Origin of the sequence: Jatrophihabitans sp., from assembly GCF_036389215.1 — a bacterium.
Taxonomy (GTDB): domain Bacteria; phylum Actinomycetota; class Actinomycetes; order Mycobacteriales; family Jatrophihabitantaceae; genus Jatrophihabitans_A.
This window is the reverse complement of the sequence record NZ_DASVQG010000016.1, coordinates 1-26,299: the sequence shown is the minus strand read 5'-3', so window position 1 is coordinate 26,299 and position 26,299 is coordinate 1. Positions and strand designations below refer to the sequence as shown.

Sequence of the window (26,299 nt, the reverse complement as noted above, 5' to 3'; positions counted from 1 at the left end):
CAGCTAGTCGATCCCTAGCAGGGCAGTGACGCACTCCTAGCACCACAGCAAGCAGGTTCGGGCCAGGCACCGCACTCGGTGCCTGGCCCGAGCTCTGCGCTGATCCGGTTTGCTCCAGCGCGCAGGGCAGCTCAGCTGCCGCGGTCACGCGCTGATAGGAATCCGACGGCGTGCTCGCCGTCAGGTAGTCGCCACGGCCTTCTCGAGCCGCGATACTTGGCCCGTGGAGAAGCGCCCGGAGATCTCGGCGGAATACTTCGACGAGTGGTACGCCGACATGGCGAGGCCGCACAACGAGACCGCGCCGCACGACGGGATTGCGCCGCACGATGAGATAACCCAGCGCCACCTCGGGCTGCCGGCCTCGCTGTTGTCGACCAGCCTGCTGAGCTGGGACGGCATTGCCGACGTCGTCGAGGCACTGCGGTTGCCGGCGGGTGGCACCCTGCTGGACCTGGCGTGCGGGCGTGGCGGCTACGGACTGGAGATCGCCGCCCGGACCGGCGCACGCCTGATCGGTGTCGACTACTCCGCTGAGGCGATCCGACAGGCAACCGCCAACCCCAAGGCTTCGGGCACATCAGCGCGGTTCGAGGTCGGGGACCTGGCCGCCACCGGCTTGCCGAGCGCTTCGGTCGACGGGATCGTGTGCGTGGACGCCATTGGTTTCGCTACCGACCAGGCAGCCGCCTACGCCGAACTGCGGCGGGTGCTGGTATCGGGCGGGCGAGTGGTGCTGACCTGCTGGGAACCGCTGGACCGCGGCGACCCGCGCCTCTCGGACGGGATGCGCGCGGTCGACACGCAGCAAGGCTTGCTCGATGCCGGGTTCATCGATGTCGAGGTCCGCGACCGTCCGGCATGGCGCGCCTCCGAACGCGGCATGTGGGAGGAGGCCGCACACCTCGATCCGGGCGAGGACCCCGCGCTGCAGTCCTTCCATGACGAAGCAGTGCACATGCTCGACCGGTTCGACCTGGTGAGGCGGGTCATGGCGACCGGCACAGCACCCTGAACCAGCCGCCCGTCAGGAGCGGTTCACCCCAACCGGCGCAGGGCCGCATGCAGCGGAACCCGGTGCAGGCCATGTCGCTCCTTGTACTCCCGGTTGCGCCGGCCCCCTTCCAGGATCGGGCGACCGCTGGCTAGCGCGGATCGCACCGTCTCCAGGAACAGCAGGCCGTACGGGCTGAACGCGGCGTCGTGCTGGTACACCGCACCACACGTCCACATATGGAAACGATCGCGGTCCGGCAGGCAGAAACCGACCGCCAGCAGCCGATCCGCGTCGCTGATCCTGATCGTCGTGACGAGCTCGCCCAGGCTGCGCAGAAAGTCCTGGAACGGGCCGTCGCGATAGAAGTCGGCGGTACCGTGCCGGGCCGCCGTGTGCCTGATCAGCGCCACCGCCTCGTCGAGGTCGACGTCGCGCACGGCGAGGTTCTCGACCGTGACACCGCATTCCTGCGCGCGCAGCCGGTACCGGCGCAGGTTGCGACGCGCACTCGGCCTGAGCCGCTCCAGGTAGTCCTCGATCGTCCGGATGCCGTGAAGGTCCAGGCAGAACCGCTCGTCGACCTCGGCAACATCGAATCCGGCGGCGGCGAGCGCGGCCAGCTGCGGCCCGTCGGCGACGTTGACGAAGCCGAACCAGGAGGCGCCGGCCTCGACTGCCACCTCGTGCAGCGTCTCGACGATCCGCGGCGCCGCGCCGTGATCGATGGCCGGCAACCGGGTGTCGTAGCACTGCCAGTTGTGGCTGAGCAGCGAGAGGTCACTGGGGTGATAGCCATCGACGTGCTGGGCCAGCGCGCCCAGCGGATCGCTCGGCGACTGCAGGCTCGCCGGGCAGATCGCCACCGGATCGCCACTGCCGTCGCGCGCGATGACCAACACCTGCGCCTGCGCGGACGTCACCGCCGTGCGGGCATGCGCGCTCAGGTAGGCATGCCGGTAGAAGACCGGCGCACCGGTGCGCTCGACCACGAGATCCCACTCCTCGGCGGGAACGTCGGCGATGTCGCGATAGACGCTCGTGGTGATCACGGCGCCTCCTCGATCGCCAACCAGCCCGCGTCCAGCAGCGCCTCCAGCCAGCCGCGGGCACTCGTCACCGACATCGGCAGGCCACTGGAGAAAGCCGCGGCCTCGACCACGCCGTCCAGGTCGCGCGCGCCGTCGACCGCGAGCGAGAGTGCCACCAGCCTCGCGTAACCAGCCCCCCGGTCCTGCCCGATGCCGTCCCAGGCGAGTTGTCTGGCTCGCTCGTCCACCGCGTCCAGGGCTGCGAACAGGTTGAACGGCCCGCTCCAGCACCGGCTCAGCGCCGGCCCGGCGAGCCGGCGACCGGCTTCACCCGGCGGCAGCAGCGGCGTCAGGGACGTCGCGACCGCTCGAAGGCTGTCGTGGTAGCCGGCAACCCGGTCGGGCTCGACACCGGCCACTCCGGCGATCCACGCCAGGTCGAGGTCTCCCCCGGACAGCACGGCTGCCAACCGGCGATGCGCCCGGCCAGCTGCGGAGGGCTCGATCCAGCCTGCTTGCTCCTGGGCCGGCGAGGAGCGGGCGTCCCGCACGACGTCGAGCAGATCGCCGTACCTGGCCGACATGCAGGCCAGCACGAGCTGGCCGGTGTCGGGACCGCCGGCCAGCAGCTGGACGGCCACCGCGGCGCAGCTGCTGATCGCGAGCAGCCGGTCCAGGTCCACCCGGTCGGCAGTGTCGCAGGAGGAGTGGCGGTAGCGGTCGGGATGGTGGCTGAGGCTGGTCGCCGAGACCGGCGTTCCCCGGTCCACGTGGAGGAGGTGGTCCGACGCACCGACGAACGGCACCTGCGCCCACGGCACCGCCGGCACCGGCCGCGCGCCGGCATAGGTCCTTCTCGGCCCCGGCAGGCTGCCCAACACCATCCCGACCACGGCGGACGCGACATCCGGCGTGCCCAGCGGGCTGCGCTCGACGTTCAGGATGCCACCGGTGTTGCGCTCGTGCTCACCCACCATGTCGAGATTGAGCAGCGCGATCAGGTCGGGCAGCGTGCCGGCCGACACGACGTCGTGCAGGTATGCCGCCGAGCCGGTGAACTCCGGACCCCACAGGAAGCGGACGCCACGCCTGCGTCCGGGTAGTCGCGCGAGGGCCCGGGCGACCTGCAGGCAGGCCACCACGCCGGAGGCATTGTCGTTGGCGCTGGGGCGAGGATGGTCCAGGTGGGCGTGCACCGCCACCTCGCCGAGGCTCGGGTCCAGACCCGCGACGACACCGGTCACCACCGGCATCGCGGTGCCGGTTTCCACCCGCACCGCCGCCTCGACCTGGTCGCCGGCCGTATGACCGGCGACCAGCTCGCGCATCACCGAAGGGCGGAGGCTGAAGGCGAAGATGCCGGCGCCCGGCGGCAACTCCACCCGCCGCGTGCAGTCCTGCTCACCCTCGTCCGGCCAGCCGGGGCTGCACACCACGCCCCGGGCACCGGCCAGCTCGATGTCGCGCAGCAAGGTGGGCGACACCACCGGGTCCTCGACGAGCACGACCGCGTCCCGCCAGGGCGCCGAGCGGCCGCGCACCAGTGCGGCCCGGGTGCCGTCGGTGACGGTGGCAGCCGAGTTCACCGCCAGGCCGAAGGCATCCCGCGGGTAGTCGACAAGCACTCGCCCCCGCCAGCTCAGCCGCGACGGTCCGGGGGTCCAGGACGCCGGAGCCCCGAACGTCCACCAGCGCTGCCGCTCGCCCGCTACCGGCCAGCGCAGTATCTCGACATCCTGCACACCGGCCGCCTCGGCCGCCTCGGCTACCAACTCGGCGGCGCTGTCCAGTCCCGCCGAGGCGGGGAAACGGTCGAGTTCGCTGATCCGCCGGATCAGCTCCGCCGCTCGCGCGCGGTCCAGGGCAGCGGTCGCGGTGTCGAGGGCGTCGGCAAGATTCACGCCTGAATCACGCGCAGAAAGCGATCCAGCCTGGCCTGCGACAGCGGCAGCGCCAGCCGTACCAGGCTCGTCCCGCCTCCGCCGGCCGGCCGGAAGCTCTTGTGGCTGATGCCGGCTCGCCCGAGCACCCGCGAGGCCACCGCGGCGTCCTCAGCCAGCAGCCAGGGCAGTGCCGGATGCCCGCTCGACGTCGCCACGCCGAGGCGCTCCAGCGCCGTGCGCACCACCGGTCGGACCTCGGCGATCCGGTCGCGCAGCGGCCCGAAGATGTCGCCGGCAGCGATCAGCCGCAGCCCGAACTCCAGCGACGCGGTGGCCACCGCCATCGGGACGGCACGGGTCCTGACCGGCTCGGCCAGCGCTGGGGAGCAGACCGTGTAGCCGGCCCGGAGGCCGCCGAGGCAGTAGCCCTTGGAGAAGCCCCGCACCACGACCAGGTTGTCGACCTCGGCGGTGACCGGCACCGCTGAGGCGTTCGGACCGAGGTAGTTGGCGTAGCTCTCGTCGACGACGACCACCGCGGTACTGCTCAGCTGTTCGCACAGGCGCGCCAGCTCGCCCGGATCCTGGACCTCGCCTGCCGCGCCCGGCCGGTCCAGGACGACCAGCGAGCAGGACCGGGCGGCATCCAGGTCGGCCCAGCTGTCCACCACCAGCACGTCCGAGCCGCTTGCCCTGGCCCACTCGGCCAGGTCCGGATGGCCGAACGCGGCGGTGGCCACCCGGCCACCCTCGGCGAGCGTGGCGAGAGCCGCCAGCAGGTGGGTGACACCGGCTCCGAAGGTGATGCAGCCGGGATCGAGGCTGACCCCGTGGGCAGCGGAGAGAGCCCCGGCGCTCCGGTGGCCGCCGTACGGGTCGTGCAAGCCGTAGTCGCCGACCAGTGACAGCTGCTCGGTCACGGTCGCGGGCCACCACTGTTGCCAGAGCTCCTGCGTCCTCGGGGAGAGGAACTCCGCCTCGTCCGGAGTCCAGTGCAGGTCGAGCCCCGGGCCCGGCGCACGAGTCGATCTGACCAGCGCGAGACTGTCCGGCGGCACCGCGACCGCTCGGCAGACCAGCTGCACGTAACGGGAGTCCATGGTGACCGGCTGGTCACGGTCGAACTCGGCGTGCATCGCCTCCACGGTGAATCCGCACTGCTTGACCAGGCTGATCACCTGCTCCACCAGGTACACCCGGATGGACTGCCAGAGCGAGATCGCGGTCCCCTCGGCAGGCAGGTGTTCGAACCATCCCTCGATCCGGCCGGAAGCCGGGACGTAGTGACGCCGGATGGCGAATGAGCCGTGGCGGTCGGAGTCGAGCTCCCAGGTGGCGAGGAAGTTGCGCAGGATCGAGGCGAGGTTGGACAGGTCGAGCACCAGGATGCCGCCGGGTGCCAGCCGATGACGAACCCGGCGCAGCAGCCGGCGCTGGTCGGCATCGGTGCCCCAGCCCAGGCCCTGGACGAAGATCACGGCGTCGACCTCGTCGACCGGCCACGGCTGGGCGGTCATCACATCGTGCCGCACGAAGCTCAGCCCGTGCTGGTTGCCGTGCTGGGCCCGGGCCAGCTCCAGAGCCGACTCGGACACGTCGACAGCCGTCACCTGGAAGCCGTGGGCGGCCAACGCGCTCGAGTGCCGACCGGTACCGCAGCCTAGGTCGAGCACCCTTCGCCCAGGCGCGTACTCCTCGAGCACCTCATGCAGGTACCGCACCTCGGCGGCCGTCCGTCCGGCTGTGTACTCCTGCTCGACGAGCGCCCAGAACGACGGACCGAAGTAGGTCCGGTACCAGGGCTCGGCCGTCGGGTCATCTCCTGGCACGAACCAGTTCCATACGCGAGAACACGTCGCAGACGTCGCAGAGGTTCTTCGGGCCCGGGTACCCGATCTGTGGGATGTAGGCACCGCCGCAGATGCCGCACTGCTCGGTGGCCAGGGGCTGCTGGTACTTCTGCATGTTGGCGAAGGCGTTGAAGGCGTAGTAGTCGGCCCCCGGCCACAGCCCCAGCAGGTGATCGGCGATGGCGTAGGACATCGAGCGCTCGTCGGGCCCGGTGGTGAACCGGCCGGGTGCGCCCTGGCGGTTCCAGTCCGGCTCCGTCAGCTGCAGGTAGAGGGTGAGTTCCTTCTTGGTGATCCGGTACAGCGGGAAGGTGTAACGGATGTCGCCGAGCTGGCGCACCGGTAGGCCACCCATCCGGAAGCCGCTCATCCACCAGGTGACCAGGCTGGCGAGCAGGTCATCGGCGTTGAAGCCCCACGCTATGTCGGTCACGCCACGGTTGCCGGCTTCGATCTCGATCAGCCGCCGCAGCACCTGGTGGGCGATGACCATGATGCTGGCGGAGCGGTCGCTGGCCACCACCTGGGTCATTGCCTCGATGAACGGCACTTTCAGCGAGAACACGTCCTCGACGTTCTCCGCGGTGGCGATGACGTGCTCGATGCCCAGCCGCCGGCAGGCGTCCACCGCGGCCTGGAAGGTGGCGCTCTCCTCCCAGTCGGGCAGGCCGGTCACGGTCAGCGCGGTCATCTCGAAGGCGGGCAGCCGGTCCCGGGTCTGCTCCAGCAGCTTGAGCAGCGCGATGGAGTCCCGGCCGCCGGACAGGCCCAGCACGATCCGGTCACCGTCGCGGAGGGTCTGGCCGGAGGTCACCGAGTCGATGAAGACCGACTCCACGAACTTCGGGTAGCTCTCCCGGTCGAACTGCTCGTTGCGCACCTCGAGATCGCCCTTGTCGTCGAACAGGATCGACTTGGTGTAGACCGGTTTGACGGCGGCGTACTTGCGCTGGGACGGCGAGCGGGTGACGTTCATGTCGTAGTGGCGGACCTGGAACACCTCGACCACGTCGTCGGCGCCGAGCACCACGCTGTCCTCGCTGGCCAGCTCGCCGTTCACCTGGGTCATCACCGCGTTGACGGGCACGCCGGCCAGCCGGAGGAGGTCCACCAGGGACTGCCCGGTTTCGGCCGGCAGGGTCGTGACCCCACCGACCTTGTCACGAAGGATTGCTTTTGGCATCTGTGCTCCTACCTCACCAGATCGCGAACGGGACCAGCATTTCCATTGGGGTTATCGAGCCGTGCTCGTAACGCATGTCCTCCTGCGGCACGGGGAAGGCGGGAGCCGTCGCGACGGCTACCACGTCGCCCACCCGGCGGAGCAAGCTCTCCGAAGCCGGCCACAAGCCACGCTGCGCGACCTCCCATTTGCTCGCTACCCAGGCGACATCGCCGAGTGCGTCGCGTGCCATCGTGAGCAGCCGCTGGTGCTGCCCCGGGCAGGAGTGTAGCCATCGCACCCGGCCGGCTCCGCCGCTGACCGGATCGCACAGGCCGGAATCGGCCATTGCCGTCCAGCGCTGTGTGACGGCGGCATCCGGACGAACCTCGGTAGCGCCGTGGTCGGACAGCGCCATCGTGAGAACCTCGTGCCTGCGCCAGCGGATCGCGGCGGAGTCCAGGATCGCCAGGGCCTGCCGGACGCGGTCGGAGTAGCCCTCCTGGTGAACCGTGGTGTCGATGTCGACGTAGGCGATGACGAGGTCGGCGCCGGTGGCGAGCACGGCGTCGACGTCGGCAACGGCCTGGCTCGCGGTGTCTCGTGGGTCGGGCGGCGTGCCAGCCGGCCGAGTGGACGGCACGATGTCCGCGCCCTGCCAGAGCGCACGCGACCAGGGGCCCGGGTAGTCGGCGATCATCCCGGGGATCACCGAGGAGCTGACACCGGCGGCGCGCAAGCGGCTGAACACCGACTCGACCGGACCGAGCAGGTGCGCCGGACCGGCGCCCACCGCCTCTACCGGCGAGCCGTCGACATGGAACACCATGCCGGGAACCAGGTGCTGCTCCACGCCCGCACCGGTCAAGGCTGTGAGCCAGGCCGTCGTGGAGGTACTGGGGAAGGTCGTCACCAGTGACTCGCAACGAGCCCCGGGCCAGCATGCCTCGGCGATGGAGAATCCCACACCGTCAACCGCCAGCACTACCGATTGGCGGCCGACGTCGAATTGGGCGCGCGCCTGACGTTCGATGACGTCAGCCGCGCGCCCAATTGTGCAGCGTTCGATTGGGTCGAAAAGACTACAGATTGGGAACGCAGTCAGTGCAGGTGGTGCGGAACTTCGCCAGCTGTGCTTCCTGGCGCTTGCCCAGCATCTTCTCGATCGCCGAAGGAACGAGGACTGCGGGAGCCGTAGTGGTCGTCTGGTCCACACGGCTGATCTGCGGGGTAGAAATCATGGCAACCTCACGGGGAGAGAAGTGATGCATGGACGGTACACCCTGGTTTTACCAGTGACAATGGCTTCGTCAGGTATCAACGGGTGCTGAAACAGTGGCCACGTCACTGGTTCGCAGCACGTATTCGACCCTTTCCAGCAGCTGCCGATGGATCTCGCGAAGGCCGTCCGAACCCACTCCGGAGGTCAACGCCACCACGCCGAAACACTCGCGGTCCATGGTGCTCACCACATGGCCGGGGTGCAGGAGCGCCGACACGGCAACCACCCCGGGAATGTCGCGGCACTGATCCACTCCTTCGATGCGCTCGATCACGCCGGGGCCCGGCGGATAGCTGATCACCAGGCCCGCCGGCAGCCCGTACTCCGGCTGCACGAACTCCGGCGACCAGCAGTACAGTGCCGCACGCACCGTTTCGATCATCTCGTCGCGGCCGAGGGCCCCGCGGACCAGGGTTGCGATGCGCGCGCCGCCCGGCCGTCCGGCGTTGATCTCCACCAGTGAGACACCCTCGGCAGTGTCGATGACCTCGACGTGGCACATCGCGGAATCGAGCCCGATACCGGTCACGGCGTCTTCGATGAACTTCCATATCCGTTCGCTGACCGCGCGATCCTCGACGCTGAGGAACGCCGTCTCGAAGAAGGACACGTCATCGACCATCAGCTTCTCCAGCAGCGCGATCCGGGACACGCCGTGCGGGCTGACCACGAGTTCGGCCGAGTACTCCGGGCCGGTCAGGAACGGCTCGACGAGGAACTCCGAGCTCGGATCGGTATGGCCGCTCTCGCCGAGTCCTATGGGATGTGAGTACAGCGCGGCCAGGTCATCGCTCACGCTGTCGTGCAGCCGGTGCAGCGCGGCCCGCAGTTCCTGGCGGCTCCGGCATTTGACGACCAGATGCGAGGCGATGCCGTTGACCGGCTTGACGATCAAGGGGTATGGGCCCACGGTCTGCTCGATGGCGGCGAGATCACCGTCGAGGCCGACCAGCGCTGCCGGCACCCGGTCGACGCCGATTTCTCGCAGCCGTAGGCGCGCTTCGTACTTGTTACGAGACCGGCGCAGGGCCGCGGTGTCGCAGTGCGGCAGGCCCAACGCCGAGGCGGCGAGGGCGGCGGGCAGCACGCATCCGTCGTAGCAGGAGAACAACCCCGCAAGCGGGCCGGGTATCCGGCGGGCGGCCGCTTGGAGCGCCTGCTCGCTGTAGGGGTTGTCCACCACCTCGATGGCATCGTGGTGCTTGCCCCAGGCAGCCAGCTGATCCTGCGAGGCCGGCCCGGTGATCAGCGCGGGCCGGTAGCCGAGGCTGCGCATGGTGTCCGCGAGGACCGTGATCGCGCCGAAGCCCTGGTCGGCGACCAGGACGGCGAAGCGGCCGTCGGGGGCGGTCACGCCATCCCCCGTTCGGTGGCGGTCACGCCATCGCCCGCTCGGTGGCCGGCGCGGCGTCGGGCCGGCGGTCCTCCCGACCCCGCGTCGGGTGGGCCGGCTGGACGGACGGACAGACCGCGGTAAGAACCCGGCGCATGCCACCTCCCGGTTCGGTCGTGGTGAGAGGATAACTATCCGCCGGAAGGCCGCGAACGGGATATCGGCTGGCGGCACGCGCTACACCAACGGCACCCACTACAACAACGGCACGCGCTACAACAACGGCACGCGCTACAACAACGGAGCTCGCTCCGGGGTTTGAGGTTGCACGAGATGAGCGGCGATGAGCGCCCGGTCCCAGGCCGGCACACCGGTCAGGCCGCTCAACCATCGCACCAGGTCCAGCAATGTGATGGCCTCGCGCTCTCCTGAAAGCCAGTTGCGCACCTGCCGCAACCACGCCTCGTCCGCCGCCGCGACGGTGCGCGCCACGGTGTCCAGGGCCCGGTCCAGGTCGAGGTCGGTGACGCTGACGTCCCGTTCCAGCCGCCGTGCCACCTCCGCAATTTCCGGCTCGGGTGCGCCGGCACCGGCGCCGGCCAGCGTGCGATAGACCCGGTGCCTGGCGGTGTCGTCGAACCAGATGCCGAGTTCGCGGACCAGATCGGCCGGCTCGTCCGGAACGTGCAGGTAGCTGAACAGCCTGGTGGTGCCTCCTCCCAGCAACGTCCGTATATCGGTCGGCCGGCGGGGCCCGAACGAACCGCCCTTCATCGCGCTCAGCCGCTCGCTGGCCGACACGCCGGGCTGCCGGGCGCCCGGCTCCTCGGCGAGCAGTGCGATCGCCGTGGGCCCGCAGGAGATGATCAGATCCACGGTGGCCAGCGTCGCCAACGGCGCCGCGTTCAGCTGGTACTGCCACAGCGCGCGGGTTCGGTGCCGGTCCAGCACGACGGGTAGCACGTCGAGCAGCAGGTAGCCCCGGTCCCGGATCAGGGTGAGCAGGGGTTCGACCCGCCCGGTTGCCACCGTCTCCGGTTTGATCAGGACGTAGGTGTACGCGCGCAGAATCAGCTCAGGATCGGGCAGCAGCTCGCAGGCCTGGTCCCACGACTCACGAAAGTAGATGTCATCGCTGTAGCGGCCGGCCTTGGCGGCGGACCCGGTCAGCCAGGCATCCAGGGGGCAGTCCCGTTGACTGGAGGTTTCGCGCATTAGCCGTACGTCTCCTGCATCTGCTGACCGCTACGAAACCATGGCGCGGACTGGACCCAATCATTGCATTTCACCGATTGTGACTTCTACACTTCGGTCAGCAGCCACCGGCTACCTCCTGATTGCACGGCAGGCATGTACTCGATGCTGCTCGAGCCTCACGTACGACGTTCTTGTTCGCCGCATCGTCCAGCCCGTAAGGGGGTAAGAATCATGGCGAGGTCCATCCTGCGTTCACACGTCATCAAGCGGAAGAAGGATCGCTGATCCCCGAATGCGGCTGTCGGCGCGCCATGGTCATGGCGCGCCGCATCTGTTCGGCGGCCACTTCCGCATGCCATGAATCAGCGGTGTGACCGCTTGCGTCGGCCGAAGGATCACCCATCGGCTGTACGTTCCCGCATCTGGTGACCGCGAGCCATCGCGTACTCGGGCCCGAATCGTTGCTTCCACCGGCCGGTGACTTCTATACTTCTGTCAGCAGCCACCGGCTACGTCCTGATTTGCACACCGCAGAGATGGAATCGGTCCTGCTCGAGCCCATGTACGTTCTATAGCCCGCACGGTCTCAGCTGTAAGGGGGTAAGAATCATGGCAATGTCCCATCTGTCTCCGCGCGTCATCAAGCGGAAGAAGGACCGTTGATCCTCGAAGTGCAGTTGTCGGCGCGCCATGCCCATGGCGCGCCGCATCTGTTTGGCGGCCACTTCCGCTTGCGGTTCGACGGTGTTGCCCGCTCGGTCACCGCAGCCAGGCGAGAGCTGCACACTTGACGAGTCATGCCTGAGTCCGCCCTTGCCGTCCACGGCGTCGTTAAGGAGTTCGGCCGTGGCGCCAAGCTGCGCCGGGCGCTGGACGAGATGTCCTTCGAGGTGCCGCCGGGGCAGATCTGCGGCGTGCTCGGCCCGAACGGAGCGGGCAAGACGACGCTGGTACGGGTGTGTTCGACCATGTTGCGGGCAGAGGGCGGCACGGTCACGGTGGCCGGTTTCGACGTGGTCACCCAGACGGCGGACGTCCGCCGCAGCATCGGGGTCGTGCTCGGCGGCGACCGGGGCCTGTACCCGAGGCTGACCGGTAGCGAGAACCTGGAGTACTGGGGCTCGCTGTTCCGGCTGCGGCGACCGGCGGCGAGCCGGCGAGCGGCCGAGCTGCTGGAACTGGTCGGCCTCGCCGACCGTGGCGGCGACCGGGTCTCCACCTATTCCCGCGGCATGAAGCAACGGTTGCACCTGGCCCGCGGCATGGTCGGCGACCCGCGGGTGCTGTTCCTGGACGAGCCGACCACCGGTTTGGACCCGATCGGCATCCACTCGCTGCACGAGATCGTGGTGGCGCTGTCCGCCCGTGGCGTCACCATCCTGCTGACCACGCACGACATGGCCGAGGCGGAGGCGCTGTGCGCCCAGGTGCTGCTGGTCTCGCGCGGCCGGATCCTGCTGCGCGGCGCGCCCGGTGAGCTGGAGATCCCGTCCCAGGTCCGGGTCTCGGTCGACGTCGGCGGCCTGTCGGAAGCCCGGTACCGGGAGCTGGCGGAGCTGGCCGGGGTGCTCACCTTCTCGCTGCGCCCGGGCGGCACTGCTCGGTTCGGCCTCGGCAGCAAGGAGCACGCCGCTGAGCTGTCGTCCCGGGCCCAGGCGGCCGGTGCCGACCGGCTCGGCGTCGCTCCGGCCTCGGTGGAGGACGCCTATCTCGCGCTCTTCGACGGGGTAGCTCCGTGAGCGTGTTGCTCGCCGGGCTGCGGGTGCAGATGCTGATCAGCCTTCGCCGGGTGGACGACCTGCAACTGCTGGCCCTGGTGCCGTTCTCGGCGGTGCTGTACCTGACGATGCTCGCCCAGACCGGCCGGCGCGATCTGGCGATCGTCGGGGTGCTGGCCAGCTACGTGACCACGGTGTGGTCCCTGGCGATCTATTCCGGCGGCGACCTGATCGACGAGGAGCGCCACACCGGGACCTTCGCGCCGCTGCTGGTCACGCCGGTGTCGGTGGCCCGGGCCATGTTCGGCCGGGTGCTGGCCATCTCGCTGCTCGGGCTGGTCGGGCTGGTCGAGGCCGGCGTGGTGGCGGTGCTGTTCTTCCACATCGACCTGGGCATCGACCGGCCGTGGCTGATGGCGGGCTCCGTGGTGCTGCTGAGCGTGGCGATGGCGGGGGCGACGTACTTCTTCGGCGCGGTGTTCCTGCTGACCGCCAACGCTCGCCCGTGGCAGAACGCGTGGACCTATCCGGCGTTCGTGCTCGGGGGCGTGCTCGCGCCGCTGCGCGTCTGGCCGATCTGGGTCAGGGTGCCCGGGCGGTTGTTCTTCCTGTCGTGGGTGATGGACCTGTTCGCGGTGGCCACCGGTCGATCTGCCGGCGCGGTGCTGCTGCCGGCGCTGGCCGCCGGTGGACTGGCCATGGCTACCTGGGTGTTGGCGTGGGGAATGCTGCGGTGGGCGATCCGGCGCGTTCAGGCCACCGGAGCCTTCGATGGCGTCTGATCGGCTGGCGTCCGACGGACCGATCGACGAGCCTGCCAGCCTGTTCGCGACCTTCCGGTTCGCCGCCGTCATCAGTTGGCGGGACTTCCGCGCGCTGTACCGGTGGTACACCTACGTCGGCGGCTGGCTGGTCCGGGTACTGGCCCAGGCGGCCTTCCTGGCGTCGGTGGGGCTGTTGGTGGGCAGCGAATCGGTGGCGCACCGGATCGCGATCGGCGCCGCGTGCGCCTCGGCGGCCACCGGTGCGCTGTTGGCCATCCCGCTGGCAACGATGGAGCGCGCGCTGGGCACCGCGGCCGTGCTGGTCGTCTCACCGGCCGGACTGGTCCCGTCGATGCTCGGACGGGCCGTCGACCGGCTGGTCGACGGGGGCGTGATGAGTACCACGGCGCTGGTGGCGGTGTTCGCCTACCTTCCCGAGGTCCAGCTGCTTCGCCCGTCCTCGCTTCTGCTGCCGGTGTTCGCGGTGGCGATGGCCTACAGCTCGACCTGCCTGGCGATGACCCTGGCCGGGGCCGCACTGCTCTGGCCCGATGCCCGCAACCTGATCAGCAGCACCCTGACCGTCCCGCTGACGTTGCTGTCCGGCGCGGTGCTGCCGCACGAGCCCACCGGTCGGTTGGCGCTCGTCAGCCACCTGCTGCCACTGGGCAACGGCATCCGGGGCTGCCGCGAGCTGGCGCTCGGGCATGCCGCCGGTGCGCTGTTGCCGCTGCTCGGCGAGCTGCTGGTGGGTTCGGCCTGGCTGGTGGCGGCGATAGGTTCGCTGCGCGTGGCCCAGAGCTGGGCGACGCGCCGGGCGGGGCTGGTCTAGTGGCGGGGCCGGGAGCGGCGTTGTCGGGAGGGCCCGCAGTGAACAAGCAGGGCCCGCAGTGAACAAGCCGGGCCCGCAGTGAACAAGCTGGGGCCGCGGTGAACAGGCCGGTGTCGCTGTCAACAAGCCCGGCACGCAGTCAACAAGGTGGAGGCGCGCGATGAGCGGGACGAAGCTATCGGACCGGCAGCGGCTGTGGAATACCATCCTGCGTCCGGGCGGCCTGGACTCGGCCGACGCGGCGACCCTCGATCGGCTGGCGTTACTGGCCGAGGAGCAGGAGGTGCTGCTGCCGCTGTCCGATCAGTTCCTGGCGGCGCCGGCGTGCACCGAACTGGTTGCCGAGCGGGTGGCGCTGCGCCGGGGCAACCACGCCCGGGCGGTGACGCAGTTGCAGCAGGTGGACGAGGCGCTGCGGTCGGCCGGAGTGCCGTTCCTGATCATGAAGGGCTTCGGCTACGAGCATCTGCAACCGGCCGGTTACCAGCGTCAGATGGACGATCTCGATCTGGTGCTGCCGAGCGTTGCCGACGGATGGCGGGCGGTCACCGCACTGGCATCTCAGGGTTATCGGCTGCTTGCGGCCACCGTCGCGCGTCGCGACTGGGGCTGGTCTGCCGTGATCGCGTTGAAGGATGACCAGGGCAGTCACCTGGAACTGAACTGCGCCGGCATGATCTTTCACAGCCATTCGGTGCTGCCCTGGGACGCCGAGCTCTGGGACGACCAGGAGACCGTCCGGGGGGTGGGGGTGCCCGGGCGTCGTTGGGCCGCCGCGATCCTGATCGCCGAGATGCTGGACCGGCCCCGGCTGCGGCTGCGCGACCGGCTCGACGCCCGCGCCGTGCTGGCCCGGCTGGACGACTCCGACCAGGCTTGGCTGACCGACCTGGCACGGCGCCACGCGCTGGGGTGGGAGCTGGCCGCGGCCCGGGACACCGGTTCGGACGACGTGGACCGTGAGGGCAACCGCTGGCTGCGGCTGCGCCGCCGGGCGCCGGGCACCTTCCGGGCCGTCACGCATGCGTATCCGATGATGCGGCCGGCCGGCGTCGGCCAGGCCGTCCGGGCGGCGGCCCTCGCGTTCAGCCGTGACTCGCTCGGCTCCCGGCTGGAGGACGATCCGGACGACGATGAGGTCAGCGACCGGCTGCTGACCTGGGCCGGCCGGGCCGCGGCGGTGCTCAACCACCGCCCGGCCAGCCGCCAGCTCGCGGCCGGGATAAGCCTGCCGCTGGTGCCGTTGGACGCCGACGATCCGGCGGTGGCCGGTCGGCAGGTGGCCGATCAGCCGGCCGACAGATCTGACGGGATCACGGTTCACGACATCGGGCGGGCGCTGGTGCTGGAGACGCCGATCGGCGCGTTCCTGGCGGTGGTCGTCCCCATCGTCACCGAGGAGCAGGTCGAGCGGGCGGTGGCCACTGTGGCGGGGAAGGCCCGGAACATCTGACCGCCGGGACGACCGACGCCCGCTAATACGTCATCGTGCACAAGGTCGACCGACGCGGTGCGGGTTTGAAAGACGTCACTCTGGTGCCCCTGATTGAACAGCTACCAACGGGCAATTGGGGACAAAGCTGGATAGGTTGGCAGCGGCAGGCGGTGAGCTACGCCGACCTGACAAGCCGCGACGCTGCCACTGCGGTTGCGAGATAGGGGTGGCGGCAAGCCGCCGGTTTGTCGATCAGGCACACTACGACGCTTGGCGGCGGTCGGTTCAGCTGCGATCTTTTATGCGCATGCATGTGACTGCGAGCACCATGCCAGCTGGTGGGCGTAGGTCGTCGCTACCCCGGTGAGTGATAGCTCGCAGTCGATGGTTGGTTCCAGGGCGAGCTGGGCGAGATAGACGGCCTGCCCGGTGTGCTGTCGGCGTATCTGGTGCGCCCGTTCCGGTACGGCGAGCCGCGTCGCGACACGGTGGATGAGGACCGGCTGGCGTTGGAGTTTGCCCCGCGCGACGACGACGAGCAGCCGTTCCGGTGCACCATCCCAGCAACGGTGATCCGCAACCTCGCCGCCCACCTGACGCAGACCGCCGACGTCAAGGACGGTTGGCGCCCACCGCGCCACGTAGAGCAGTCCATAACCGACTGACAGTCGGTCGGTTCCAGAGCGGCAGGTGCGTAATCGGCACCTGCCGCTCTGTCGTATGCAAGGGAAGTCGCCCGATTCCGCGTTGATGCGAAACATTTCACTCCTGGCCGAGCTGATTTCTGAATACCTTCCAAAGGATCTCCACTCGATCGGTAAACCGCTCTACTTCACCCTCTTCAAAGCGCACGTCGCTGGCCTCCAACCGACCTAGTCTGTAGGCCAGTAACCGCCGTGGATCAATGTCGAAGTAGGGACGAGATTCGTCCGAATTGTGGGGTCGGACCAAGACAACATGCCCGAACTCAGCCATTCGTCGATCGTGAAGCATGCGCAACCGCAAGCATCGCCTCCGTAGTCGCAATGATGGCAACGGCCTGGCTCGCCTTGAATGTAGGGGCGGCGGCGGGGATAATCATCGCGCCAACCTGTTCAGGCGGGTCCCCGATTTTCGCTAGTTCGTCGCCCCACACCAAGCGTCCGTCAGGAATTGTAAGTCCATCGAGCCGCCGAAGTACCTCGTTTCGGTAGACGAGGGACAAGGCCAACTCCCTTGAGCCGGTTGCACCTCCCGCCCACGGATTGCCATACCGGGTGATCGTTTTCCAATCCGCGTGTTCAGCCGTGTCGGGACAGAGATGATCAGGTGCGCGTGTCGCCTGGGTGAGTCAGCTATATCATTACCCAAATTAGGCCTTATAGGGCTCGTCGTTAATGGGTGCATCCTAAAGCTCGAGCTTGAAATGCTTGCTGATCTTATCGATCGCCTGCCCGAACCAGTCGGCCCGGCGGTCGAGTTCACGCACCTTGGATGCGAGTGTGTCGTACTTGGCGCTGAGGTTCCGATCGACGTTGACGACGCGGGCCTCGATGTCGCGGTGCCACGCGGTGTGCTTATCGTCGTCCAGCACTGCGGCACCGCATGACTGGCATTGGTGAGAATCACTCATACCCCGAATGTATCCGGGCCGGCGGCTGGTAGGGACTTTCGGGGCTGGCAGCCTCGCCACCCCCTCCTGCGCACGTCCACCGTCCGGCGGAGTTCCCAAGTGCACTCAGAGAGCAAGCGGGTAGTCCTCCCAAGGACCGCAACAGGCACAGGCGGCTCAAGGACCCAATCCCTCTTCGCCGAGCGGTAAGCTGCGTTTAGTCGAAGAACTGATCTACCAGGTAACGGACGGCACTCGTGACTGCCTGTAGCCGGAACCGTGCCTCGCCGGCGGTTGTCGTTCCGGGGTGCGGGCCGTTGGTGTGCGTCATGCCCCCACAGGCCTTGGACGAACTTTCCTGCGCCGGGCGCACCAGATACGCCGAGAAGTAACCCGGCCTGCCGCCCTCTGACAGCGCACCATAGAACCCCTCGTAACTGCGGCACTCAGTGCGGTGGTGGGTCGGTGACGGATACCCGCCGTGAAACTGCGGATGGCTGGCCCGGTCTAGGCACTAGTCCGCGCCGTAGTCGTACTGATAGTTGTCCCCATCCTCACCGTCAGGAATGGGTCGCCAGGGGTGCTCGGGTGTGGGCACCCACTCCGCGCCGGGGTCAGATGGGGATGAGCGGTCGGGACCGATAGATTCGTTCATTGGGTCGTTGCCTATCTCGCGTAGGTCGCGATCAAGGCCTCGGTCGGTGGTCGCAACACCGGCCGGGGCCGACTAATGAATGGTTTTCACCCGACAGGGCCGTTGCTGGGCTCCTCCGCCGTAGCCGCGATGACGGTCCGGTGAGTCGAATTCGCAGGAATAGTGCCATTAGAAAGCCCTGAGCAACGTCTCCTCCATAATGGGTGCGCCCTTCTTCCCGAAGGTATTAAGAAGGTCGGACAGTAATCCAGTTCCCGAGGGTAAGGCTAGCCTCAGCACAATCATTAGAAATAAAGCTGCTCTATTAGGCGTTCGTCGGCTGATTTGCGCGGCCTGCCCGGGAGCTGTTACACCGGACTCTTAACGCCGCCGCAATCAATTGTATTCGGCACCTGCTTGCAAGGTACCGATCTATGCTGACTGTGAACCCATTGCCGCCGCGACACTGAGCAACAGGATGCACCATCCGCTTATGCTGAGGGCAACCCTACACATACCGGGCTCTATCAGCTAAGGCGTGCGGGTCCGCGCCGAGATACGCACCCAGCCACAGCCGAGCGAGCAGGCTGCCAGCCTTCACCATCTCTACCGCTTCCGCGAAGAGCGTGCTGGCATTGTCAGCATGCTTGACACCTTTATAGGCCTGGTTGAACGCAGCCATCCACGAACTGACGTCGGCGTAGTCCTTGCTGACCACGGCAGCTCCGTCATGACCGACGCCATGCACGATCAGGCGTAGGTACGTCAGAAAGTTCTCCGTCTTACCAGGACTGCTACTCCCCGCTCCATCCGACCGGGTTAGCTCAAATCCGAGCGCCTCTAGGGCTGTCGCTACCTGGAGGAGCCGGGCCTGGACGGGAATGTTGCCTTGGTAGACCAGCGATGCCAGCGGCCACATCGACCGGCCGAGTGAGTCGTACTCACTGATCCACTTCGCCACCCCCGCTGGTGAGATATCGGCCAGCACGAAGAGTGGCCGCTGACTTGCCGATAGCGGCGCTCTCTTCGCCGGCCGGCGGCCAGCGCGCGGCACCACGGCCTGGAGCCAGGGGGTACCAAGGGACTCGCCATCGAGCAGCCGGTAGGGGTCGTCCTCTCGCCGGGCGTAGGTGACGTCCAGGTTGCAGGGCCAGCCGTATGTCAAGGCTAAGAGATCTTGCAGGGCTCGGTGGGGGCGTAGATGCTTCTGCCAGGAGATCGGCTGTTCCGTCAGCGTCTCGACCAGGACTTGCTCTTGGATGAGCGTGGTGCCGTTCGCGGGGTCGGTAGAGGTCGAAAACTGAGGAGTCAAGGACAGCGGCGGTGTGCCCCCGATGGCTATGGCGGGCTTAGATTCGGCGGTGACGGTTATGGCCGTCAGCCGGCTCTCATCGTCGTGTTCCCGTTCATCCGAGACCGACGAGAGGCCCGTCCAGCGAGCTAGGCCATCAATCGATGAGCGGACTCCGGTCAGCGTGGAGTAGTCCTCAGCGTCAGCTCCAACGACCGCCTGCTCAACCCAGATAACCCCGCTGGCATGGCCGTACCACGAACTCTGGGTATAGCCACCGAAGCGACAGCCGGCGAGAGCTACCGCCCCGGCGGTATCTCGGAACAGGAGGCAGGACGGGACCTGCTGACTCTGGAACCACGCCTCGTGCAAGTCAGTCACAGACCTTAGCAGCGAAAGTTCCAGTCGCACCTGGTCATCCGCACGACTCAGCTGAGCTGTGATACTCGGCGTCTCGTCTGAGCCGTCGTAGAGATGGCCGATTCGCGTCGTGCCTTCGAGAAGGAAGTTATCCACTGCAGGTACTGGATCTCGGCCTTAATCCAGACCTGTCACTTCCCGGAGCACCGTCAAGCCCGAGTGCACTCTTCATCAATCCGATCTCCTACGGTACGCCGATCCCGGTGCTGGGAGTAGACCTGGGGTGGCGGCTTAACCATTCGTCCAGGTCGGAGACCATCACTGGTTAGCTCGACGGTGACGACCGGCTCACCGCACTTCGTGCAGGGGTCAGTTCGGGAGTAGATACGCGATGACATAGCCCTATGGTCCCGGAGCTAGTCGCAAGCTAATGGAGGCTCACCGGTACTGGAAGCCCCGATCACGGTCCTAGCAGGCGACAGTCCGGAGTGCCCTGCAAGGGCCGGTTCGGCTTGGCCGGTCGATGCCCTTGCCTACCAGTCAAGGATCGTGCCCTTGCTTGTGAAAGCCTAACGCAAGTATCCATAACAGTAATGAAAGTGCCTATTGACACCTACGGAGTTGCAGGAGCAGGGTGTAGAGGCTGCTGTCTCGGCAGGTATTGCCCGGCAGACCAGTATCTATTCCTAAGTCCGCTCAGGAGGCTGCCATGAGGAATCTACTTCGCCGCGCGACCATTGTATTGAGCGCGACAGTTCTTTTGGTAGCTGCCCTACTTTCCGGAGCTACCTCATCCAGTGCCACCACGACCACAAATACTGGCAATCTCATTCAAGGTCAATGGTACTGGGGTGTGAACGATTGGTGGACCTCGACAACTACCTCAAACATTTACTTCCAAAAGACAGATGGGCCACAGATAGACCTCATGTGGTACAAGTGTGGAGATCGTTCAAACCATGGGACGGCGGTACCCTTCCCAAACGCCGACCCTACCGCAAAGAAGCTCCTGGGCACTAATTTTGCCATCAATACACATTTCTGTCTCGCGGCATATTCCTACGGCAACAACGCGACAGATACGTATACCGGCACGCTCTGGTACAACGTTCTGTAGCTCTTCGGGCTGGCGCAGCAGCCAAGGTGCAGCATGTTCCGACGGTTACTGGTTAATGCGCTGCGTCGCGGTGCCACAGCTCGGGCAATGAGGGCTAGTGGTGGCGGTGCCGTGTGGCTGCGCCCGGTTCGGATGCAGCGCCAGAGTTGGGCTGGCGTGTCTGGTCCCGTGGCCGGTGCTCGCTGTAGTAGAGGCGGCGCCCGGTGATGGTATTGGTGCGGCTGCGGGGAGCATGGCCGGCTGGCCGGAGTGCGCCTGGACGGGCTGACTGGCTGGCAGCGTGACCGCTTGGAAGCTGTTGCCCTGCGGGCTGAGCGGCCAGTGCGGAGTACGGCTTCCAGGCCGGCTCGGTCGGCTGGCGACAGCGAGCCGTGGGTCATGAGCCGGTGATAGGCCACCCTTGGAACCGGCGGGGCGTTTACGCCGGCTTCGACCCGCGTCTATGACTCGCGAATTGCTCCGGCCGTTGAAATCGCAGGCAGCGAGACCCGCAAGCTACCGATCGGCGACGTGGCCGGCGTGCCGCTACCGAGCACCGGGATCAGCGCCTACGCCATCAGCCTCCAGGTACCGGCGGAAGTACCTACCGGCGGTTGTCTTGCGCCAGCGAGCGAGTGGTGTGGGTACGCACCTCCTACGCTCAGCTCGCCGTCCGGTACAACTGCCACTACGGCAAGGGAACGGTGAATTGGGATCACAAGCTCGCACATGAATTACCGGGCGCGTGACCTCAGAGGTTTTTGAAAGCGGTATGAAATGGGAACGCACGGGAATGCTAGGCACCATTCGCAATCAGAAAAATCGGCAATATCTAGTACCGATTGACTACTTGCTGCATGGCAGTGTCGACACACCCGCCGGCCAGGAGATTTGGTCAAAGCCTCAGATACCTTCTCCTATAGCTGGCATACCGCTAGGCAAAATGGCACGGTCTTCATCGAGTTGGATTGGACGTGTCTTCTCGTCTCATGACTACCTCGAACACCCTTGGAAAGACTGGGCTATGCGCTGCTTGGCCTAAGCCCCCTGCTCTCGATCGAGGAGATAGCGAACGTCACCTGGAAGACTGAACCCTGCATGCTCGCCATCTACGTGGAGCTGACGAGCGGTCCAATCATCAACGTCAACGTCAACGTCGGCCTCGACTCCTCCGGGGCAGGTCTGACCAACGTCGTGATGGCCGCCTTTGATCTGGCCCAGGAGGCACTTGCCGAACGGAGGGGTATTGGGGCCGAGCGTTGCCCGCGTGCCGGACAGGGCATCCGCACCCCGCCACTTGCGACGTAGTTGATGGGTCGGTTGCGCTGGTATGCCCCACCGACCAACAGGTTCTACGTATCCTCGTAACGTTGCCTGGCACAACCGATTTTTAGACTATCGACGTTCTCCTTACTCCAAAGAGCACGTCTCCTGGTCTAGCTTGTCAGCATTCGGAACCGTTCCGCGTTCAATGTCTTTTGCTGTCGCAAGCTTGCCGTTCACGAAAGTTAGCACCTTGTATTTCCCTGTGCCTGGTACTTTAGCGTCGTTTGCAGAACAGGCCTCGGCCACGGCAATCATCGTGATTTTGCCGCGAAGCGGCACGAGTGGAGCGGTTTTCCATGTAGCAGCTGACCCAAAGCCTTTGGATGTCGGGACACCCGAGTAGTAGGCGACCTCAAGGAAGGGAAAACTTCCACCCGCTATCGCAGCGGGGAGCAGGACTCCGAAGCTCACTATCGCTGCGCCCTTGGTTTGGGCGGCGAGTTGGACCACTCCAGGCTTGGCACTGAGGGCTACCCATTTCGACAGGGTAGGAGTCGCACCACCGCTGAATTTCTTGCAGCTGCGGGACGCTGAATTACCGAGTTTAGCTTGTGCGCTCTGTAGATCCACATAAGCAGCCGAGACAGTCTCGCTACGGCCGTGCACAATCAGCCATCGTTGGTCGGCCAGGTTTGTCCTGGTCGAGTTTGCTACACCTTCGCCGTAACAAAAACCGTCGAAACCGATGGTGCACCTTGGGCCGAACCGGTCCTTGACGGAATAGGCACTTCCTACGCCGGAGCGACCATTGACACCCAATTCGGTGGTTTGACCCTGTGCTCGTGAGCCATGGACCGGTGCATTTTGACAAGCTGGAGCAGCTGCCGACTGAGGCGTATTCGGAAGGCTGAGCTGTAAAAGGCTGTACAGGGTGACAGCAATAGCCGTCGCGCTCGCCAGCACGCCAATATTGTCGCTTGTCGTTGATGTGGCGGATGATCGCCAAGCTACCGTTGCGCCGATCGCCGCCACCACCAAGCCGGCTGCGGCGATCGTTAAGAGAGTCAGACTGTACTGACTATAAATTATATTGAATTCGTAAAGGACCACCCGAGCGATGATGGTAATCGCAGCGAGAACCCATAGAACTGCTACTACTGCTCTTGTCACAGCTTCCCTCACATGAGCGTCACGTCGACGCACCAATGTACTGGAACTTCTCTGCTGCGACACGACTTGCCGCGTTTACCCGGCATAGGTGCCAACCCCTATGACGGCAAACCGAAGCTCATGCGGCGCGCGGTTCCGACGGCTGATGAACGTGCCAACCGCAATCCTGCCTGCCATACTCATGTCGGTCAGCCGGGGACACGGCTTCGGCCGTGGCGTGGGACAACAGATGAGCAATCAGTTACCCCCCCCCCCCCCCCCCGGGGGGGATTTCGGACTTTGGGGCAGGGGCATGAGGAGCGCTTGGGGCGGGTTACAAACCACTACTCACACAGGGGGCAGGCGGTCAGGTAGCTAGATGCGCGATGGTGCTGGTCGGCAGCATCGCGGACTTGGTCGCATTTGGCGGCTGCTCCAACACAAACCCACCCAACAACCGACTTGCAGCCTCCCGGGTGAGCACAGGTGCCCAGCTGCCCAGAGCGGCCACTACACCCGTAACGGTGAGCACGTCGGTGCGACCAACCAGCGCCACACCGGCCCCGGCAGGTAGCAGCTTCACTTGGGCCGACCGAACGGCACCGCTTCCAGATCACCGTCAGCTTCGGCCAGTCCGCCATAGCCGACCCACTACCCGGCTCCAACTGCACCGGCGGTGACGCCCCGCCCGACACCACGAACATCCCCTTCTCGCTCACGGTCACGAACCTCTTGCCCGACCGCGGCAGCCTCTACGAAGTGGCCGGACGGCAACAAAACGCCAACGCCGTCCCCGCCGGCAGGAGCGTCACCCTGCAGGGACTCGTTTACGCCGTCCCCACCCCGATCACCGGGACCATGACGATTTCGAGCGTCTACAACAGCGCCACCTTCCCACTTCCGGCCGGGGGATAGCCGTAGTCAGGCGGCTTGGGGGTTTAGCACCGCACCCTGAGATCCACGGCCGCACGGCCGCAGGCTGCCCTGGCGCTAACGACCAGATAGGACCACCGCATGGCTTTCGCCATCATCGCCATTCGCACTCCCGAGGACAACGGCGACGGGCGCTACCCCGATGTCACTAGCTCGGACGACTCGCACCTGGTGAGTTTGGAGCCAGCGGACGGCGCTGCCATCACCCGAGTACGCGCCCAACGGATCGCCGTCTACCAAGAGACCGGAGGCGACCTCCCACCCATCATCGAGCCCGTCGACCTCGAACTCGACGTCATCATCACCGATGCCCGCCTCATCGTCGCGAGCCGCAAGTTCGACCAGTGCCGCACCTGGGGTGGCCTTGGCCCAGCCGGGGTGGTGGCAGCCGGTGCCCTCACCGTCATCTCGAAAGCCAGCGCCGCCCAGCGCCGCCGCGGCAAGACTCTCGCCGGACATATCCGCTACCCCTGGGTGAACGCTATCGCCGTCAACCAGCGCATCGATCGCCATAATGGCCAGGAGATCATTCGCCTCCAGCTCACTGATGACACCGGCAGCCACGGCCGCCGCCTCATCCTCGAACTGGTCTTTCCACCTCTCACCCCAATGATTCGCGTTACCCCGTTGATGTGAGCAGCGGAGACGGCCACCGCATCTGCGAGGCGCGGGTCGTCCTCTGCGACGAAGGTGACGAGAAGGTCATCCTCGAACTGGACTAGCCCTGGCGGCAACGGCACCATGACAGCGCTAGCCGCACCGACGACGGCTAGCTGGGAACTTCCAACAACGAATGGCCCACAACACGGCGAACCCCGGCGAGGTTCCTGCTGGCCGAGGTTCGTATATGAGTACTTTGGTGCGCCCGGCAGGATTCGAACCTGCAACCTCTTGATCCGTAGTCAAGTGCTCTATCCGTTGAGCTACGGGCGCGTAGAACCGAGGGCCGAGTCTAGCGGGTGGGCCGGAGGCCGACCAAAGCGGCCCGCGGCCGCGAGCCGGCGCGGCCGGACGACACGGAGCGCCAGTGCCAGGCCACCACAGCGCAGAGCCCCGCCACAAGGACGGGGCCAGACATCGAGCGGAGGCTCGGGGATTTGAACCCCGGATGGGCGATAAACCCAAACCGCATTAGCAGTGCGGCGCCATAGACCGGACTAGGCGAAGCCTCCTTCGGCCGCCTGGACGAGCACGACCGTCAGCCGCACACCTTACTGGTCAGCCGACCGGCCAGCCAAAAGACCCCAACCGAAGCGACCAGCCACGGCGCCGACCAAAGCCACCCAGCCAGGAGGCCCGACGAAGAGGCCGGCCAACAAACCTCAGCGCGGGCTGATGGCGGGCATCAGCAACCCGTCCACCAGCTCCACCAGCTCGTCCTCGTTGATCGGCCGCCGGCGGATCACGATCCGGTGCAGCAGGGTGCCCGCCAGCATCTCGGGTACCAGCCCCGACGCCGCATCCGGGCGCACCTCGCCACGGCGCACGCCCCGTTCCAGCAGCCTGATCACGGCCTGCTTGCGCGGGTCGAAGAAGTCGCACTCGAACACCGCGCAGAACGCGGCATCGCGCAGCGACTCCCCCATGATCGAGCGCATCGCCTCACCACCGGGCCCCATCATCAACGCGCTGACCCGCTGCACCAGGCTCAGCAGCGCGTCCCGGGTGCTGATGGTGTCGTCCAGCGGTAGCTCCTCGGTACTGAGCAACGGGCCGCTCAGCAGCGCGTCGAGCGCGTCCAGCACCAGCTCCTGCTTGGTCGGCCACCGGCGATAGATCGAGGCCTTGCCGGTCTGGGCCCGGGCCGCCACCGACTCGATGGTGACGTTGCCGTAGCCGCCGCAGGCAAGCTCGGCGATGGTGGCGTCCTTGATCGCTCGCTCGAGTTCCGCGCCGCGCTTGCGCTGCCGCCCGGAGTCTTCGGGGGAAGTCTCCGGAGGTGTCGTCGCTGCCAGGGTCATCGCGGTGGGAGCACTTTCAGGGAGGGCGGACAGTTACTTGTGCAACAGTCTCAGTGCACGTTTGCGTTTCTTATCGCGCACCCGTTAGCCTACCCCAAGGAACGCCGACGTTCCCTATTGAACCGGAATAGAGCAAGCAGCAAGAAGGCTTTAGGCAGGGCAGCAATGCCGGCCCGAAAGCCGAACCGCCGTGCGGCAGACCGCCCGGCATGAGCTCCAGCACTCAAGGAGAGTCGTGACCACGACGCACCAGTCCTCCTCGGCCGTAAGGCATCCTGGCAGGGCGAAGCACCCCGGCCTGACCCTGCTGATCATCGCCGGCGCGCAGCTGATGATCGTTCTCGATGGCACCATCGTGAACATCGCGCTGCCGAAGATGGGCGAGTACTTCGGCAAGAACCAGACCGACATGACCTGGGCGATCAACGCCTACACCCTCGCCTTCGGCGGCCTGTTGCTGCTGGGCGGTCGCGCCGGTGACATCCTGGGCCGCCGCCGGATGTTCATGGTCGGCCTCGCGCTGTTCACCATCGGCAG

The 26,299-nt window shown here is 66.6% G+C and carries 22 protein-coding genes and 2 tRNA genes; 10 read left to right on the top strand and 14 right to left on the bottom strand.

Annotated elements, in window-relative coordinates:
• The first annotated feature begins 223 nt into the window (after nt 1-223).
• Entirely contained in the window at nt 224-1,015 is a 792-nt protein-coding gene (locus VF542_RS00755; RefSeq protein WP_408649797.1) for a class I SAM-dependent methyltransferase, read from the top strand.
• A gap of 23 nt (nt 1,016-1,038) precedes the next feature.
• Here the strand turns inward: VF542_RS00755 and VF542_RS00750 are convergent, their stop codons facing one another.
• The 8 genes from VF542_RS00750 to VF542_RS00715 all read right to left on the bottom strand — a co-directional run bounded on the left by VF542_RS00750 (nt 1,039) and on the right by VF542_RS00715 (nt 10,750).
• Nucleotides 1,039-2,046 carry a GNAT family N-acetyltransferase gene (locus VF542_RS00750; RefSeq protein ID WP_408649796.1) on the bottom strand — a complete coding sequence of 336 codons (1,008 nt, stop codon included), beginning with the start codon at nt 2,044-2,046 and terminating at the stop codon, nt 1,039-1,041.
• A complete protein-coding gene (locus VF542_RS00745; RefSeq protein ID WP_408649795.1) occupies nt 2,043-3,926 on the bottom strand; it encodes a DUF4910 domain-containing protein in 1,884 nt (627 codons plus the stop codon). The genes VF542_RS00750 and VF542_RS00745 overlap by 4 nt, the downstream gene beginning before the upstream one ends.
• Nucleotides 3,923-5,737: an aminotransferase class I/II-fold pyridoxal phosphate-dependent enzyme gene (locus VF542_RS00740; RefSeq protein WP_408649794.1), complete on the bottom strand. Its 1,815-nt coding sequence runs from the start codon at nt 5,735-5,737 to the stop codon at nt 3,923-3,925. The genes VF542_RS00745 and VF542_RS00740 overlap by 4 nt, the downstream gene beginning before the upstream one ends.
• Nucleotides 5,724-6,941 (bottom strand): hypothetical protein, encoded by a 1,218-nt coding sequence (locus VF542_RS00735; RefSeq protein WP_408649793.1) that lies wholly within the window; start codon nt 6,939-6,941, stop codon nt 5,724-5,726. The genes VF542_RS00740 and VF542_RS00735 overlap by 14 nt, the downstream gene beginning before the upstream one ends.
• Before the next feature lie 13 nt (nt 6,942-6,954).
• A complete protein-coding gene (locus VF542_RS00730) occupies nt 6,955-7,833 on the bottom strand; it encodes an alkaline phosphatase family protein (protein ID WP_408649792.1) in 879 nt (292 codons plus the stop codon).
• Between the two features lie 169 nt (nt 7,834-8,002).
• Nucleotides 8,003-8,191 (bottom strand): hypothetical protein, encoded by a 189-nt coding sequence (locus VF542_RS00725; RefSeq protein WP_408649791.1) that lies wholly within the window; start codon nt 8,189-8,191, stop codon nt 8,003-8,005.
• Nucleotides 8,192-8,230: 39 nt separating this feature from the next.
• Nucleotides 8,231-9,556, bottom strand: a complete 1,326-nt coding sequence (locus tag VF542_RS00720) for an ATP-grasp domain-containing protein (protein WP_408649790.1) — start codon at nt 9,554-9,556, stop codon at nt 8,231-8,233.
• A 270-nt stretch (nt 9,557-9,826) separates the two neighbouring features.
• Nucleotides 9,827-10,750 (bottom strand): hypothetical protein, encoded by a 924-nt coding sequence (locus tag VF542_RS00715; RefSeq protein WP_408649789.1) that lies wholly within the window; start codon nt 10,748-10,750, stop codon nt 9,827-9,829.
• 641 nt (nt 10,751-11,391) lie between these two features.
• Between VF542_RS00715 and VF542_RS00710 the strand changes: the two genes are divergently transcribed.
• The 6 genes from VF542_RS00710 to VF542_RS00685 all read left to right on the top strand — a co-directional run bounded on the left by VF542_RS00710 (nt 11,392) and on the right by VF542_RS00685 (nt 16,146).
• Entirely contained in the window at nt 11,392-11,523 is a 132-nt protein-coding gene (locus VF542_RS00710; protein WP_408649788.1) for a hypothetical protein, read from the top strand.
• Nucleotides 11,524-11,529: 6 nt separating this feature from the next.
• Nucleotides 11,530-12,471, top strand: a complete 942-nt coding sequence (locus tag VF542_RS00705; protein WP_408649787.1) for an ABC transporter ATP-binding protein — start codon at nt 11,530-11,532, stop codon at nt 12,469-12,471.
• The gene (locus tag VF542_RS00700) at nt 12,468-13,232 is read left to right on the top strand and encodes an ABC transporter permease (RefSeq protein WP_408649786.1); all 765 of its coding nucleotides are present in this window, start codon (nt 12,468-12,470) and stop codon (nt 13,230-13,232) included. Before VF542_RS00705 ends, VF542_RS00700 begins: the two co-directional genes overlap by 4 nt.
• Nucleotides 13,222-14,046, top strand: a complete 825-nt coding sequence (locus VF542_RS00695; protein WP_408649785.1) for an ABC transporter permease — start codon at nt 13,222-13,224, stop codon at nt 14,044-14,046. Before VF542_RS00700 ends, VF542_RS00695 begins: the two co-directional genes overlap by 11 nt.
• A gap of 160 nt (nt 14,047-14,206) precedes the next feature.
• Nucleotides 14,207-15,499: a nucleotidyltransferase family protein gene (locus tag VF542_RS00690; protein WP_408649784.1), complete on the top strand. Its 1,293-nt coding sequence runs from the start codon at nt 14,207-14,209 to the stop codon at nt 15,497-15,499.
• 413 nt (nt 15,500-15,912) lie between these two features.
• Nucleotides 15,913-16,146: a hypothetical protein gene (locus VF542_RS00685; protein ID WP_408649783.1), complete on the top strand. Its 234-nt coding sequence runs from the start codon at nt 15,913-15,915 to the stop codon at nt 16,144-16,146.
• Between the two features lie 722 nt (nt 16,147-16,868).
• Here the strand turns inward: VF542_RS00685 and VF542_RS00680 are convergent.
• Nucleotides 16,869-17,093, bottom strand: coding sequence for a hypothetical protein (locus tag VF542_RS00680; RefSeq protein WP_408649782.1), 225 nt, complete (start codon nt 17,091-17,093; stop codon nt 16,869-16,871).
• A gap of 1,121 nt (nt 17,094-18,214) precedes the next feature.
• Nucleotides 18,215-19,513 (bottom strand): hypothetical protein, encoded by a 1,299-nt coding sequence (locus tag VF542_RS00675; RefSeq protein ID WP_408649781.1) that lies wholly within the window; start codon nt 19,511-19,513, stop codon nt 18,215-18,217.
• Nucleotides 19,514-21,461: 1,948 nt separating this feature from the next.
• Here VF542_RS00675 and VF542_RS00670 point away from each other — a divergent pair.
• A complete protein-coding gene (locus tag VF542_RS00670; protein ID WP_408649780.1) occupies nt 21,462-21,761 on the top strand; it encodes a hypothetical protein in 300 nt (99 codons plus the stop codon).
• 102 nt (nt 21,762-21,863) lie between these two features.
• Here the strand turns inward: VF542_RS00670 and VF542_RS00665 are convergent, their stop codons facing one another.
• Entirely contained in the window at nt 21,864-22,829 is a 966-nt protein-coding gene (locus tag VF542_RS00665) for a hypothetical protein (protein ID WP_408649779.1), read from the bottom strand.
• 1,053 nt (nt 22,830-23,882) lie between these two features.
• On the opposite strand from VF542_RS00665, the gene VF542_RS00660 reads away from it, so the two are divergent.
• Nucleotides 23,883-24,437: a hypothetical protein gene (locus tag VF542_RS00660; RefSeq protein WP_408649778.1), complete on the top strand. Its 555-nt coding sequence runs from the start codon at nt 23,883-23,885 to the stop codon at nt 24,435-24,437.
• A gap of 221 nt (nt 24,438-24,658) precedes the next feature.
• On the opposite strand, the gene VF542_RS00655 is transcribed toward VF542_RS00660, so the two are convergent.
• The 3 genes from VF542_RS00655 to VF542_RS00645 all read right to left on the bottom strand — a co-directional run bounded on the left by VF542_RS00655 (nt 24,659) and on the right by VF542_RS00645 (nt 25,762).
• A tRNA-Arg gene (locus tag VF542_RS00655) sits at nt 24,659-24,734 on the bottom strand.
• A gap of 149 nt (nt 24,735-24,883) precedes the next feature.
• A tRNA-Ser gene (locus tag VF542_RS00650) sits at nt 24,884-24,973 on the bottom strand.
• Between the two features lie 150 nt (nt 24,974-25,123).
• Nucleotides 25,124-25,762, bottom strand: coding sequence for a TetR/AcrR family transcriptional regulator (locus VF542_RS00645; RefSeq protein WP_408649777.1), 639 nt, complete (start codon nt 25,760-25,762; stop codon nt 25,124-25,126).
• Nucleotides 25,763-25,997: 235 nt separating this feature from the next.
• On the opposite strand from VF542_RS00645, the gene VF542_RS00640 reads away from it, so the two are divergent.
• The coding region (locus tag VF542_RS00640; RefSeq protein WP_408649776.1) for an MFS transporter at nt 25,998-26,299 on the top strand (302 nt) is incomplete at its 3' end.

Excerpts from the sequence above, each read along its gene's own strand:
- VF542_RS00725 (WP_408649791.1), bottom strand. The coding sequence starts at position 8,191 with ATGCATCACTTCTCTCCCCGTGAGGTTGCCATGATTTCTACCCCGCAG.
- VF542_RS00715 (WP_408649789.1), bottom strand. The coding sequence starts at position 10,750 with ATGCGCGAAACCTCCAGTCAACGGGACTGCCCCCTGGATGCCTGGCTG.
- VF542_RS00660 (WP_408649778.1), top strand. The coding sequence starts at position 23,883 with ATGGCTTTCGCCATCATCGCCATTCGCACTCCCGAGGACAACGGCGAC.
- VF542_RS00705 (WP_408649787.1), top strand. The coding sequence starts at position 11,530 with ATGCCTGAGTCCGCCCTTGCCGTCCACGGCGTCGTTAAGGAGTTCGGC.
- VF542_RS00735 (WP_408649793.1), bottom strand. The coding sequence starts at position 6,941 with ATGCCAAAAGCAATCCTTCGTGACAAGGTCGGTGGGGTCACGACCCTG.
- VF542_RS00695 (WP_408649785.1), top strand. The coding sequence starts at position 13,222 with ATGGCGTCTGATCGGCTGGCGTCCGACGGACCGATCGACGAGCCTGCC.
- VF542_RS00645 (WP_408649777.1), bottom strand. The coding sequence starts at position 25,762 with ATGACCCTGGCAGCGACGACACCTCCGGAGACTTCCCCCGAAGACTCC.
- VF542_RS00680 (WP_408649782.1), bottom strand. The coding sequence starts at position 17,093 with ATGAGTGATTCTCACCAATGCCAGTCATGCGGTGCCGCAGTGCTGGAC.
- VF542_RS00690 (WP_408649784.1), top strand. The coding sequence starts at position 14,207 with ATGAGCGGGACGAAGCTATCGGACCGGCAGCGGCTGTGGAATACCATC.